This window comes from Nocardia sp. NPDC059240 (assembly GCF_042753865.1).
GTDB lineage: Bacteria > Actinomycetota > Actinomycetes > Mycobacteriales > Mycobacteriaceae > Nocardia.
This window is the reverse complement of the sequence record NZ_JBHZAC010000011.1, coordinates 140,987-153,519: the sequence shown is the minus strand read 5'-3', so window position 1 is coordinate 153,519 and position 12,533 is coordinate 140,987. Positions and strand designations below refer to the sequence as shown.

The 12,533-nt window shown below is 67.1% G+C and carries 13 protein-coding genes; 7 read left to right on the top strand and 6 right to left on the bottom strand.

What is annotated here, in order from left to right:
* Positions 1-8 precede the first annotated feature (8 nt).
* Entirely contained in the window at positions 9-1,112 is a 1,104-nt protein-coding gene (locus ACFXHA_RS34560) for a diguanylate cyclase (RefSeq protein ID WP_379363669.1), read from the bottom strand.
* A gap of 444 nt (positions 1,113-1,556) precedes the next feature.
* Between ACFXHA_RS34560 and ACFXHA_RS34555 the strand changes: the two genes are divergently transcribed.
* Entirely contained in the window at positions 1,557-3,884 is a 2,328-nt protein-coding gene (locus tag ACFXHA_RS34555) for a sulfatase-like hydrolase/transferase (protein WP_379363667.1), read from the top strand.
* Positions 3,885-3,894: 10 nt separating this feature from the next.
* Positions 3,895-4,818, top strand: a complete 924-nt coding sequence (locus tag ACFXHA_RS34550) for a formylglycine-generating enzyme family protein (RefSeq protein ID WP_379363665.1) — start codon at positions 3,895-3,897, stop codon at positions 4,816-4,818.
* A gap of 145 nt (positions 4,819-4,963) precedes the next feature.
* Here the strand turns inward: ACFXHA_RS34550 and ACFXHA_RS34545 are convergent, their stop codons facing one another.
* Positions 4,964-5,338: a winged helix-turn-helix transcriptional regulator gene (locus ACFXHA_RS34545; RefSeq protein WP_379363663.1), complete on the bottom strand. Its 375-nt coding sequence runs from the start codon at positions 5,336-5,338 to the stop codon at positions 4,964-4,966.
* 49 nt (positions 5,339-5,387) lie between these two features.
* Between ACFXHA_RS34545 and ACFXHA_RS34540 the strand changes: the two genes are divergently transcribed.
* Positions 5,388-5,735 (top strand): DoxX family protein, encoded by a 348-nt coding sequence (locus tag ACFXHA_RS34540; protein ID WP_379363661.1) that lies wholly within the window; start codon positions 5,388-5,390, stop codon positions 5,733-5,735.
* On the opposite strand, the gene ACFXHA_RS34535 is transcribed toward ACFXHA_RS34540, so the two are convergent.
* Both ACFXHA_RS34535 and ACFXHA_RS34530 read right to left on the bottom strand, forming a co-directional pair.
* Entirely contained in the window at positions 5,688-6,170 is a 483-nt protein-coding gene (locus ACFXHA_RS34535; RefSeq protein WP_379363659.1) for a hypothetical protein, read from the bottom strand. The genes ACFXHA_RS34540 and ACFXHA_RS34535 overlap by 48 nt on opposite strands.
* 276 nt (positions 6,171-6,446) lie before the next feature.
* Positions 6,447-7,310 (bottom strand): NAD(P)-dependent oxidoreductase, encoded by an 864-nt coding sequence (locus ACFXHA_RS34530; protein ID WP_379363657.1) that lies wholly within the window; start codon positions 7,308-7,310, stop codon positions 6,447-6,449.
* Between the two features lie 110 nt (positions 7,311-7,420).
* On the opposite strand from ACFXHA_RS34530, the gene ACFXHA_RS34525 reads away from it, so the two are divergent.
* Complete coding sequence (locus ACFXHA_RS34525; RefSeq protein ID WP_379363655.1) at positions 7,421-7,972, top strand: CGNR zinc finger domain-containing protein; 552 nt, start codon at positions 7,421-7,423, stop codon at positions 7,970-7,972.
* 88 nt (positions 7,973-8,060) lie between these two features.
* Positions 8,061-8,477, top strand: coding sequence for a nuclear transport factor 2 family protein (locus tag ACFXHA_RS34520; protein WP_379363653.1), 417 nt, complete (start codon positions 8,061-8,063; stop codon positions 8,475-8,477).
* Between the two features lie 25 nt (positions 8,478-8,502).
* Here the strand turns inward: ACFXHA_RS34520 and ACFXHA_RS34515 are convergent, their stop codons facing one another.
* Complete coding sequence (locus tag ACFXHA_RS34515) at positions 8,503-9,225, bottom strand: anti-sigma factor domain-containing protein (RefSeq protein WP_379363651.1); 723 nt, start codon at positions 9,223-9,225, stop codon at positions 8,503-8,505.
* Entirely contained in the window at positions 9,218-9,880 is a 663-nt protein-coding gene (gene sigK, locus ACFXHA_RS34510) for an ECF RNA polymerase sigma factor SigK (RefSeq protein ID WP_379363650.1), read from the bottom strand. Before sigK ends, ACFXHA_RS34515 begins: the two co-directional genes overlap by 8 nt.
* Before the next feature lie 357 nt (positions 9,881-10,237).
* On the opposite strand from sigK, the gene ACFXHA_RS34505 reads away from it, so the two are divergent.
* Together ACFXHA_RS34505 and ACFXHA_RS34500 are read left to right on the top strand one after the other, a co-directional pair.
* Positions 10,238-10,864 (top strand): fasciclin domain-containing protein, encoded by a 627-nt coding sequence (locus ACFXHA_RS34505; protein ID WP_379363649.1) that lies wholly within the window; start codon positions 10,238-10,240, stop codon positions 10,862-10,864.
* A gap of 16 nt (positions 10,865-10,880) precedes the next feature.
* Positions 10,881-12,518 carry a molybdopterin-dependent oxidoreductase gene (locus ACFXHA_RS34500; RefSeq protein WP_379363648.1) on the top strand — a complete coding sequence of 546 codons (1,638 nt, stop codon included), beginning with the start codon at positions 10,881-10,883 and terminating at the stop codon, positions 12,516-12,518.
* The last annotated feature ends 15 nt before the right edge of the window (positions 12,519-12,533 follow it).

Below are 12,533 nucleotides of genomic sequence, written 5' to 3'. Positions count from 1 at the left end.
AACGTGGATCAGATGGGTTGAGGTGTGACCCGGGCGGCGAAGACGACGGTATTGCCGCCCTTGTGCTTGGCCTGGTACATCGCCGCGTCCGAGGAGCGCAGCAGGCTGGTCAGCAGATATTCGCGGCCGCAGCGACCCAGGTGGGCAGAGTTCAGCAGTGCGGCACCGACGCTGGCGGTGAGACGGACCGGAAGGTCGTCGATCGATTCGATGGCGCGGCGGACCGCCTCGGCGGCGTCGCCACAGGTGGCCGGCGACAGCCTGCCGATGAGCGCGAATTCCTCGCCGCCGGTGCGGGCGATGAGGAATTCACCCGCCACCGCACCGAGTTCGGCGGCCGTGCGCACCAGCGCCTCATCGCCGACCCCGTGCCCGTAGGTGTCGTTCACCGCCTTGAACCGATCCAGATCGACCGTCAGCACGCAGATCTCCCCGGACCGGGCCGACCGCACGAAACCCGGCAGGTAGTAGTCGAGTCCGCGGCGGTTGAGCAGCCCGGTCAGCGGATCGGTGAGGGTGTCGACGCGCATCAGCCAGGTGCAGAACTGCAGGGTCGGCAGCACCAGCACGGTCGCCGCCACCATGGTCAGCACGATCGCCGCCGCCAGCGTGGTGTCGCCGATCGCGCTGCCCAGCGCGATGCGACCGCTCAGCGCCACGATCGAAGCCAGTGACCAGACCGTATGCACGGCAAGGGCTTTCGGGCTGTGGAACAGGCTGAGATAGGCCCCGGTCACCACCAGCAGGATCCCGCCCACCGCACCGTAGACCCGATCGCTGTCCAGCAGGCCCGCCGTCGTGATGGCCACATCCGCCGCGGCCACCCACGCCAGTGACTCGACTTCGCACGGCCACGGCAACAGCCACCATCGGATCGTCCACCCCGCCGCGAGCACCGCGATCGCCACGAAGACCCATCGCGCGACCGTGCCGCTCGGTCCCGCCGGCGACAGCATCGTCAGAATCGTGATCGCGCACATCACCACCCCGCCCAAGCCCACGGTGAAGCGCACCAGCGGCAATGCGGCCGACCCGGTCAGGGTCTCGACCAACCCCTGATAGTCGGTCCGATCACGCCACCAGTCCCGAAGCAGCGAACGACTGTCGGACATGGTCTTTGCCTTGCGAGTGGACTACCGGTCTGTGTGTTTTCCCTCGAAGACCCGCTCGACGGGCCTGCCCTGCACCGAAGATCGAAAGACCCGACCGATGTTACCGACCGGTCCGCCTCAGCGATGTGACCTAGATCTCGCTCGCGCAGGTTGGGGTGATCACGGTCGATCCCGCCGGCCCGTCTTCAGGGGAGTCACGGGTTCACCTCTCGGAGGTGAGGCGGGGGTTCGGTTCGGATTTCTACCGTCGAATTCGAAGAGGGCGAACCGGAGAGGATGTTGATGAACGGGAAGTCCGACACCGAAGACGGTTTCCAGAAACCGCAGGTGTCACGACGCAGGTTGTTCGGCGCGGGCGCGGCTTTGGCGACCGCAGGCGTCGCCGGTGCCGCGGTCGGTGCGCGGTGGAGCGGTCCGTCAGGTTCGCCGGGAAAGGAAACGACGATGACACCGAAGTTCGCCGGCAAGATCGCCCACGATGTCCGGGATTCGGTGCCGGACTGGGGTCCGTTCATCGAGCCGCAAGCGCCGTCGGGCGCGCCGAATGTGCTCTATATCGTGTGGGACGATATGGGATTCGGGTCGTGGGATCTCTACGGCGGTGCGATCGAGATGCCGAACATGCGCCGAATCGCCGACCGGGGAGTGCAATTCACGCAATTCCATACCACCGCCCTGTGCTCGCCGACCCGGGCGGCGCTGTTGACCGGACGCAATGCGACCAGCAACGGCATGGCCGTGATCGGTGAGATCTCCGACGGCTTCCCGAACATGTCCTGCTACATCCCGCCGGAGAACGGCTTCATCTCCGAGGTGCTGCGCGAGCGCGGCTACAACACGATGGCGGTCGGGAAGTGGCATCTGTCTCCGGCCTCGGAGATGTCGATGGGAGCGGCCAAACGGACCTGGCCGCTGGGCCGCGGATTCGACCGGTTCTACGGGTTTCTCGGTGGTTTGACCGATCAGTGGTATCCGGATCTGTGGTACGACAACCATCAGATCGACCCGCCCGCCGCACCGGCGCAGGGCTATCACCTGTCGGCGGACCTGGCCGATCACGGCATCGAATTCATCGCCGATTCGCTGGCCACCGCACCGCACAAACCGTGGATGATGTACTACTGCCCCGGTGCTTGCCACGCCCCTCATCATGTATTCCGCGAATGGGCCGACAAGTACAAAGGTGTGTTCGACGACGGCTACGAGCACTATCGCGAGCGAGTGCTGGCCCGGCAGAAGGAACTCGGGCTGCTGCCCGCCGATACCGTTCTGCCGGATATCAACCCGCTCGCGCACGCCGCCAGTACCACGGGATTGCCGTGGCCCACCTCGGATCTGGTTACTGCGTGGGATCAGCTCGGCGACGGTGAGAAGCGTTTGTTCGCCCGGCAGGCCGAGGTGTTCGCTGGATACGCCTCCTACACCGATCAGCAGATCGGCCGCCTGCTGGACTATCTGGAGCAGACCGGGCAACTCGACAACACGATCATCGTTGCTATGTCGGACAACGGCGCGTCGGCGGAGGGCGGCCCGCAGGGATCGGTCAACGCGAATCGCTGGTACAACCAGATTCCGGAAAACCTCGACGAGAATCTCGCCAAGATCGACGAACTCGGCGGTGAATCCACCTATCCGCATTACAGCAACGGGTGGGCGATGGCATTCAACACTCCGTTCAAGCTGTACAAGATGAATGCGGCGTGGGAGGGCGGGACCGCCGATCCACTGCTGATCTCCTGGCCAAAAGGCCTGTCCGCGCAGGGAGTCAAGTGCGACAGGTACATTCACGCCATCGACATCGTGCCGACCCTGTACGAACTGATGGGGATCTCCGCGCCGGATACGGTGCGCATGGTGAAACAGACGCCGCTCGAGGGCGTTTCGATGGCGTCGGTGCTGCGTGACCCGAATGCGGTCTCGCCCAAGCACACTCAGTTCTATTCGATGATGGGCACCCGGGCGATCTGGCGGGATGGCTGGCAGGCCAATACCGTGCACGCCCCGGCCCCGAATGGCTGGGGGCACTTCGATCAGGACACCTGGTGTCTGTATCACCTCGACGTCGACCGTAACCAGATGCACGATCTTGCCGGCGCCGAACCGCGGCGGCTGGCGGAGTTGGTCGCGTTGTGGGATGAACAGGCCGGGCTCTACAAGGGGTATCCGCTCGATGACCGCACCGGCATGGAGATCGCGGATCTGGAGCGGCCGTCGGTTGCGGACAGCAATGGGCGCATCACGCTCTTCCCCGGCGGCTCGGAGGTGCCCGAGCGGGCGTTCGTGATGATCGGGCGGTCGTTCGCGCTCGCCGCCGAGGTGACGATCGACGACATCAATTGTGCGGGGGTGGTTTTCGCCGGTGGTGGACGCTCGCTGTTCGTGAAGGATCAACGTCTGCACTATGTCTACAACTGGCTCGGTGAGCGAGAACAACACCTCGTCTCCGATCGTGCGCTGCCGGTCGGCCGCAATACGGTCGGCATCGATTTCCTCAAGAAGGGCAGTGACGGGCCTTCACCCACCGGGGACGCGCACCTGTATCTCAATGGTGAACGGGTCGCGGCATCAGGATTGACGATCCAGCCGTTCTTCTTCTCGCTCTCGGGCGAGGGCATGAATGTAGGGAAGGACCGGGGGCAGCCGGTCTCCGCCGAATATCGCTCGCCGTTCGCGCTGTCCGGCGCACGCGTCGACCGGGTCGAGGTGTACACCGCCGACGACATCTCCGTCGATCTGCGCCGAGCAGCCGAAGGGGCCTACCTGCGTGATTGAGGAGCATGCGATGGCGAATGACACTGTCCGCGCGCGGGTTCGCAATATGGTCGAGATACCGGGCGGTGAATTCACCATGGGCTCAGCGGATTTCTTTCCGGAGGAACGGCCCGTGCGTCGAATGCGCGTCGACCCGTTCTGGATCGATGCCCATCCGGTCACCAATGCCGAGTTCCGCCGCTTCGTCAAGGCCACCGGCTATCGCACCGTCGCCGAGCGTCCCCTGGATCCGGCCGACTATCCCGATGCCGACCCGGACGGACTGGTCCCCGGCGCCTTGGTTTTCCAGCGCACCGCGGGACCGGTCAATCTCGACAACTGGCGACGCTGGTGGGCGTACGTGCCCGGCGCTGATTGGCGGCATCCCCGCGGCCCGCACAGCACCCTCGACGGACTGGACCGGCACCCGGTCACCCAGGTCGGTTTCGCGGACGCGACCGCCTACGCCACCTGGGCCGGAAAGTCGCTACCCACCGAGGCCGAATGGGAATTCGCCGCCCGCGGCGGCCGCGACAACGCCACCTACAGCTGGGGCGACGATTTCGCACCGAAGGGCCGCCGCATGGCCAACACCTGGATGGGCGAATTCCCTTGGCAATTCCAGCCCGGCCGTGGCCAATCCAGCCAACCCGGCACCACCCCCGTCGGAACCTACCCACCCAACGGCTACCACCTGTCGGACATGACCGGCAACGTCTGGGAATGGACCACCGACCTCTTCGCCCCGCCCGACCACGCCCCCGCCTGCTGCGCCCCGCAGCACACAGCCACCGTCGCCGAGCCCCCCGAACACTTCCCCCACCGAGTCGTCAAAGGCGGCTCCTACCTGTGCGCACCCAACTACTGCCTGCGCTACCGCCCCGCCGCCCGTCAAGGCCAGACCGAAGACACCGCAACCGGTCACCTCGGATTCCGTTGTGTCCTAAGGCGATAACTCCGCCGCCGATACAGATACGCCCCCGCGACGCCGATCGCGACCAGCACGGCCCATTCCGGCGCAATGAGCGCAACGGTCGTGACCGCATCCACATTGAGCCGACGATTGGTCGCTGAACTCGATTGGCACGCAACGGATCCTACTACCCGGTGCGGGCGTTCGCGGCTGCCGATTCCTGGAAGTCGACGAGGGTTTCGCCGTGGGTTTGTGCCCAGTTCGTCAGCATCGCTATCGGGTCCTCGAGTGTGCGGCCGAGTGGGGTCAGGCGGTATTCCACCCGTGGGGGCGCTTCGGCGTAGCGCCGGCGCTCGATGAGGCCGTTGCTTTGTAGGCGGCGCAGGGTTTGGGTCAGCACTTTTCGGGAGATTCCGCCGGAGAGGGCGACGAGTTCGCTGTGCCGCTTCGGGCCGTCTTTGAGGGCGTACAGGGTGACCACGGACCACTTGTTCGCGATGACTTCGAGTGCCGTGCGCGCGGGACAATCGGACATGAACATGGTTCCGGCGGGGTGGTTCACGATCCGAAGGTTACCAATTGGTACCTAACGGATTCCTAGCGTTGCGATCATGCACATCACAGCCTTGATTCTGTCGGTCCTGCTAGCCCTGGCAATGCTCCAGTCCGGACTGATGAAATTCGTTCGCCCCGCGTGGATCCGCCAATTCGCAGCAGCGGTCCACCTCAACACCTCCCAACTCGCCATCCTCGGAACCCTGCAAATCGCCGCGACACTCGGCCTCATCGGCGGCATCTGGTTCCCGCCCGTCGCCATCGCCGCGGCCATCGGCCTGGTCCTCTACTTCGTAGGCGCGATCGCCGCCCACCTCCGCAGCCACGACCCGAACATGCTGGGAGCCATCATCTTCCTAACCTTCTCCCTCGCAACCTCGTCGCTCCTCATCCTCGCTGCCTGAGCCTCCGAGTCCGAGCATCCGACCGACCGTCTCGGTCAGATCGTGCTCGGACACGGTGTCGACGTCGAGGACGGGGAGTCCGAGCCGCGCGTTCTCCTCTCGAAGACGCTCGGTGAACAGCCGATCACGCTCGAGCAGATTTCGCGCGGCCCGGTCCGGATCACCGGTCTTGCCCGGAATCTCCCAGCCGCGCTTATCGAAAGCCGCCCGGCGGAACCCGGGTGAGGGAAGCAGCCACACGCCCCGTCGTCGCTCGGTCAGCAGCGGAGCGACCAGTTGCGGTAGTAACCGGAATCCCTCCACGATCACCCCGGTGTCATCGGACCAGTGCAACAGGTCGTCGACGATGAAACGGAAACCTTCTCCCCGGAACCAGTGGAACGTATCGAGCATCGTCTCCGGTGACCGGTCCACCCAGCGTTCGTTCATACTCATCGCCGCAAACCGGGTGAGCCAGGGCGCGTCGTCCCGTGTACTGCGCGCCGCATGATCCCGCATCGCATCATCGGTCGAGTACACGCGCAAGCCGTGTCGGTCCCCGAGATTACTTGCGACTGTTGATTTCCCGGCACCGCTGCCCCCACCGATCCAATAGACATGGCGCAGTCGTGTGCGCAGCGCGGTTGCGGTGCGAGCCTGGTCGTGTTCGTCGGCACCCATGCGAGAAAGCTATCTGTGCACACCGGCGGCGGCGGTGTGAAACTGCCTTCGTTATCGCGGTTGCTGTTCGGCGATGACGGCCCAGTCGTCCGATTCGCGGCCGTCGGCGATGGCCTGATCGAGGACCGTTCGGAGTAGTTGGCCGATGGGGAGGGGGACGTCGTTGTCATTGGCGGCGTCGAGGGCGAGGTGGACGTCTTTGCGGCCGAGGACGGTGGTGAATCCGGCCGGCTGGTAGCGCCTTTCGGCGATCATCGACCCGTAGCCGGAATAGACGGGCCCCGGGAAGAGGGTCGAGCTCAGTAGTTCGACGAACTGGCTGGAGTCGACGCCGGTGGCTTCGGCGAGGCTGACGGCCTCGCTCACGGCCTGAATCGCGCACGCGATCAAGTAGTTTCCGAGGATCTTCACGATATTGGCCTGCTCCGGGCGGTCGCCGAGGCGCCAGGTCCGGGAGCCGATCACGTCGAAGAACGGCTGCACACGGTCGATCAGCGCGGCCTCGCCCGCCGCCAGGATGTTGAGTGCTCCGGCTTCGGCGACGGGGGCGCGTCCGAAGACCGGTGCCGCCAGGTACCCGATGCCGTGCTCGGCGTGCGCTTCGTCGAGGCGATGCGCCAGATCCGCGCTCACCGTGGCGAGGTTGACGTGCACCGTTCCGTTCGGAATCCGGGCCAGGACACCGGAGTCGAGGAACATCTCGGTGACGGCCCGGTCATCGGAGAGCATCGAGAAGACCACCGGTGATCCCATGGCCTCCTCGGCCGAGGCGGCGCGAGTAGCACCCGCTGCCACGAGTTCGTCGGCCGCGGTGGCGGAACGATTCCACACCACGACGTCGTGGCCGGCCTTCAACAGGTTGCGGGCGATGGGTTTTCCCATTGCTCCGAGACCGATGACCGCGATGCTGCTCATGCGGGGCACTCCTTCTTGTGAACCGTCTAAGACGGTTCCATCTTGCCATAGAGTTACGATCGACACGAACCGCCCAAGACGGTTCAGTAAGTGGCCCTCAGGAGGTTGGTATGGCAGAGGATGCGCAGCGCGTCTTCCGGCTGGACAACGAGGTCCTGGCGTTCCGGTTCACCGCCACCGTGAGCGATCGCGCGAGCCCGGCACCGCGGGAGCGGCTCGACAGCCCCGCACGATTGACGATGTGGCTGCAAGCCGTAGGACTCGACCTCGCCCACGCCTCCCCGGCCGACCTGAAGGACGCTCTCGACCTGCGCGAGGCGATCTACCGCCTCGGCTCCGCGATCGCCGCGGGTGAGCAGCCGAACCCCCGCGACGTCCGCGCCCTCAACGCGGCCGCGGCAGCCGGCCATGCGAGGGCCGCGCTGAAACACGAACGCGCGGCCTGGCTCCTGACCGAATCGACACCCGCGAGCGACGCTCTCGGCGTCCTGGCCACGGATGCGATCCACGTCCTCGGCGGCCCCCACCGCCACCTCGTCAAGAACTGCGAAGGCCCTGGCTGCGCAGGCCTCTTCCTCGACACCAGCCGCGGCGCCAACCGCCGTTGGTGCTCCATGAACACCTGCGGCAACAAGGTCAAGAAGCAACGCCTCGGCCGGTGAGATTCGCGGCGTGGCACGGTTTTCGGGCGCGAACCCAACCGGCGACGACTACACTGCGTAGTAGTCACTACGGGTAGGGGTGGTCTCGGTGGACGAGGATGTCATCGCTCGATTCTGTGCGGCAACGAAATTGGGCGACGTCGACGCCGTGATCGAAACCTTCACGCCCGATGGGGAACTCGTGTCGCCATTGGCCGGTCGTGCGGTGTTCCGCGGCCACGAGGATCTGCGTGTGCTGTTCTCGATCCTGTTGCCCGCGCTGTCCGGCTTCGCCTGGGATCACCGCATCGACGGTGACGGCACCGCCGTCGTCGTGGCGCGAGCACGTGTCCTGGGTATCCGAATCGGCGACGCGATACTGATCGAGCAGGACGCGCACGGCCGCATCCGACGACTGACACCGCACGTGCGTCCCTGGCTGGGCCTGACTGCGCTGGCGCTCGTGCTGGCCCCGAAACTCGTGCGGCATCCCGCCGTACTCCGCCGGGTGTTCCGGCGCGGCTGACCCGGATAGGTCGGTTGCATGGTGGTCAGGAGAGGGTGACTCCGACGACCGGGGTGGTGGTGGGGGCGGGGGAGCCGCCGTCGGGTTCGATGGAGAGGGCGATCTGGGTGGCGTCGCCTACTCGCATGAGGATCGGGGCCGTGCTGGTCGGGAGGGTGGGGACCACGCCTGCCGAGCGGGGTTGGCCCGCCGGGGAGATCAGCCACAGCTGGTAGGTGTGCTCGGGAGGCGGGGCGGGGACGGCGTCGAAATAGAGGATTGCCGCGCCGAGCTGGCGGGAGGCATCGACGGTGATGGTGCCGCCCGTGGCCACCGGGAGGGTTTGCTGGCGGGCGTCGCCGTGGGTGATCACCTGCTGAGCGGTGAGTTCGCCGGAGGCGGGGGATTGGTTGCGGTAGATGGTGATTCCCGCCCCGATACCGATGGCGACCGCCGCCGCGGCGGCCACCGCGTACAGCCGCAGTCGGCGGCGGCGGGCGGCGGCGAGGGACGGTGCGGCGAGTTGGGCGTCGAGGGCCGTGTCGATGGTGTACTCGAGTTCCGCGGGGGCGGGGACGGCGTCGACCAGCGTCATCGATGCGAGGGTTTCGCGCAGATCGTGGACGGTGGAACGGAATTCGGTGGCGACAGGTTCGTCGGCGTGCTCAAGTAGCTGCTCGACGGTGCGGCGGTCGGCGTCGGTCAGCGCGTCGAGGGCGTACGGGTAGGCCAGCTCGCGCAGGTCGGCCTGGGGGTGGATGTCAGGCATCACGCACCGATCCTGTCAGGCAGCTCTGGAGGCGTTTGAGGCCGTCGCGGATTCTGGTCTTGACGGTATTGAGCGGAATGCCCAGGTGCTCGGCCACTTCCGCATAGGTCCGGCCGCCATAGTAGGCGAGCGCGACGGTTTCGCGCTGGGTGGTGGTGAGCGTGTCGAGGCAGCGGATGACCGCCCGCTCGTCGGAACGCTGGCTCACCGTCTCGGCGACGATATCGTGGTCGCGGCCCAGCTGCCGCTGCCCGTAGGTGAGATCCCGGATGGCGGCGGAGGATTCGACCCGCACCCGGTCCACCGCGCGCCGGTGGGTGAGCATCATCAGCCAGCCGATCGGACTGGCCAGCCGCGAATCATATTGCGCCGCAGTGTTCCACACGTAGAGGTACACCTCCTGGGTGATCTCCTCGGCCGGGGCCGAGCGCCGCAGAATGCGCAGTGCGAGCCCGAACACCCGGTCGTGGGTGGAGCGGTAGAACTGGGTGAAGGCCGCGCGATCACCGTCGGCGATCTCGTGTAACAGCTCCGCGAGCCGGCGCGCGGCCTCCGGATCGGGTGTGACCCGCTGCGTCGGGCAGGATTCCCCACCGCCGCCGGGCAGCTCTTGATGGCCCGTGTCGATCGAGAGAATGCGGCGTTCATCCGCCATAGCGCTGTGTCTCCGTATGTAGGGATGACTCGGTGCTTCCGATGCTGGGGACCACGTGCGGCAGCCGCGGCGCAAGGTCGAATCGTCGCGCGCTGCCTCCGAGGCTAGCGGTGTCTGCCAGGACATACCTCGATTTCGATATGCGAGCCGATTCGGTTTGGTTCCCGGCCCGGACCAAACCGTCCCGGGGAGCGGCGCGAAACCCAAGCGGCGCTGATCGGATCCAACGCTCATCGGATCCAAGGAGCGTCGCCCGGGGCCCAGAGCCGCCCCATGGCAGAACGGTCACCGGCCGATCCGAACTCCCGACCCCGGCCGGTGACCTCTGACCTCATCTCCCTCGGAAGGAAATCGATCATGAAACTCGTTCGACGCACGGCTGTGCTCACCCTCGCCCTGGCCTCGGCGGTCGGTATGACCGCCTGTTCCAGCGATAAATCCAGTTCCAGCACCACGACCGCGATGGCGAGCTCCACGACCGCCGCCGCGGCCGCGGCGCTGGTCGGCCCCGGCTGCGCGGACTACGCCAAGCAGGTCCCCACCGGCGCGGGCTCGGTCAGCGGCATGGCGCAGGACCCGGTCGCGGTGGCGGCCTCGCACAATCCGCTGCTCACCACGCTGGTGGCGGCGGTGTCGGGCAAGCTGAACCCGCAGGTGAACCTGGTCGACACGCTCGACGGCGGCCAGTTCACCGTATTCGCCCCGGTCGACGCGGCGTTCGCGAAAATCCCGGCCGCGACCGTGGATTCGCTCAAGACCGATTCCGCCGGGCTCTCGAAGATCCTGACCTACCACGTGGTGGCGGGCCGGATCGCGCCCGATCAGATCGCCGGAACCCACAAGACCGTCGAGGGCGCGGACGTCTCGGTCACCCGCGACGGGGACACCATCAAGGTCGGCGACGCGTCGGTGATCTGCGGTGGCGTGCAGACGGCCAACGCGACCGTCTACATGATCGACTCCGTCCTCATGCCGCCCGCCTGATGCCGAAGGCGCTGTCATGCCCGAACCCGCAGTAATTCCCGATCCGATAGCCGACTCCGAACCTGCTGTGCACGAACGACACTCACGACTCCCGTCGATCGGTCGGCTGCGCGCGGCCGGGGCCCGATCGCCCCGTGGGGCGGCGATCGGATGGACACGCGCGGCGGTGGCCGGAGTGCTGGCCGCCGCGACGGTCCTGGGTGTCGGTCATCTCGTCGCCGCGCTGATCGATCCCGCGTCATCACCGTTCTTCGTGCTCGGCGCGACCATGGTCGATCACACGCCGCATCAGTTGAAGGACGCCGCGATCCGCCGCTTCGGCAGCCACGACAAGCAGGCGCTGTTCGCCTCCATGGCGGCGGTCATGGTGCTCGGGGCGGTGGTGGCCGGCGTATTGGAGCGCCGGCGTCCGCTGGGCAGCGTGCTGCTGGTGGCACTGGGCGGCGTCGTCGTGGTCGCGGCGCTGCAAAGACCCACTGCCGGTGCATGGTTCGCGGTTCCGGCGGTGGCGGGTGTGGTCGCCGGTGTCGCGGTCCTGCGGGTGCTGGTGGCGGGCCGGCCGAGTTTCCGGCGGCCCGAGACCGGTGTCTCCCGTCGCCGGTTCCTGGTCTCGGCCGCGAGCGTGGGCGCGCTCGCGCTGGGCGCGGCCGCGCTGGGCCAGACCCTCGCGACTCGCCTGCGGGATGTGACCGCGGATCGGGCGCGCTTTCTGCTGCCCCGCCCGGTCCGGACCGCGCCCGCGGTGACGGCGCGGGTCGCGCCGAGCGTGCCGGGCCTGACCTCCTTCGTCACCCCCAATGACCGCTTCTACCGGGTCGATACCGCGCTCCAGTTGCCGGCGTTGACCAGCGGCGACTGGCGGCTGCGCATCCACGGAATGGTCGACCGCCCAGTGGAATTCGACTTCGACCGGTTGCGGCTGCGCTCCGCCGTCGAGAGCCTCATGACCCTCACCTGCGTCTCCAACGAGGTGGGCGGCGAACTGGCCGGAACCGCCCGCTGGCTGGGCTATCCGCTCGCCGACCTGCTGGCCGAGGCCGGACCGCACCCGGACGCGGATCTGCTGCTGTCGCGCAGCGTCGACGGATTCACCGCGGGCACACCCTTATCCGCCGTCACCGACGGCCGTGACGCCCTGCTCGCGGTCGGCATGAACGGCGAGCCGCTGCCGGTGGCGCACGGCTATCCGGCCCGGCTGATCGTTCCCGGCCTCTACGGCTACGTGTCGGCCACCAAATGGGTGGTCGACCTCGAGGTCACCCGCTTCGACCGCGCCCGCGCCTACTGGACGCAGCGCGGCTGGTCGGACCGCGGGCCGATCAAGACGGCATCGCGCATCGACGTCCCCGCCGCCTTCACCACCGTGGACGCGGGTGAGGTGATCGTGGCCGGTGTGGCCTGGGCCCAGCATCGCGGCATCGCGAGTGTCGAACTGCAGGTCGACGACGGGCCTTGGCAGCCCGCGGAATTGGCCGCGGAGTACTCGACCGACACCTGGCGGCAATGGGTTTGGCGCTGGCAGGCGAGCACGGGCACCCACACCGTGCGGGTCCGTGCCGTCGACGGCACCGGTGCGTTGCAGGAGGAGGCCCGCACCACGCCGTTCCCGAACGGCGCCACCGGTTGGCACAATCGGGTGATCACCGTGCGCTGATGGCGCGGCATCGAA

Excerpts from the sequence above, each read along its gene's own strand:
- ACFXHA_RS34555 (WP_379363667.1), top strand. The coding sequence starts at position 1,557 with ATGACACCGAAGTTCGCCGGCAAGATCGCCCACGATGTCCGGGATTCG.
- ACFXHA_RS34540 (WP_379363661.1), top strand. The coding sequence starts at position 5,388 with ATGCACATCACAGCCTTGATTCTGTCGGTCCTGCTAGCCCTGGCAATG.
- ACFXHA_RS34505 (WP_379363649.1), top strand. The coding sequence starts at position 10,238 with ATGAAACTCGTTCGACGCACGGCTGTGCTCACCCTCGCCCTGGCCTCG.
- ACFXHA_RS34515 (WP_379363651.1), bottom strand. The coding sequence starts at position 9,225 with ATGCCTGACATCCACCCCCAGGCCGACCTGCGCGAGCTGGCCTACCCG.
- ACFXHA_RS34550 (WP_379363665.1), top strand. The coding sequence starts at position 3,895 with ATGGCGAATGACACTGTCCGCGCGCGGGTTCGCAATATGGTCGAGATA.
- ACFXHA_RS34535 (WP_379363659.1), bottom strand. The coding sequence starts at position 6,170 with ATGAGTATGAACGAACGCTGGGTGGACCGGTCACCGGAGACGATGCTC.
- ACFXHA_RS34530 (WP_379363657.1), bottom strand. The coding sequence starts at position 7,310 with ATGAGCAGCATCGCGGTCATCGGTCTCGGAGCAATGGGAAAACCCATC.
- ACFXHA_RS34500 (WP_379363648.1), top strand. The coding sequence starts at position 10,881 with ATGCCCGAACCCGCAGTAATTCCCGATCCGATAGCCGACTCCGAACCT.
- ACFXHA_RS34525 (WP_379363655.1), top strand. The coding sequence starts at position 7,421 with ATGGCAGAGGATGCGCAGCGCGTCTTCCGGCTGGACAACGAGGTCCTG.
- ACFXHA_RS34560 (WP_379363669.1), bottom strand. The coding sequence starts at position 1,112 with ATGTCCGACAGTCGTTCGCTGCTTCGGGACTGGTGGCGTGATCGGACC.
- sigK (WP_379363650.1), bottom strand. The coding sequence starts at position 9,880 with ATGGCGGATGAACGCCGCATTCTCTCGATCGACACGGGCCATCAAGAG.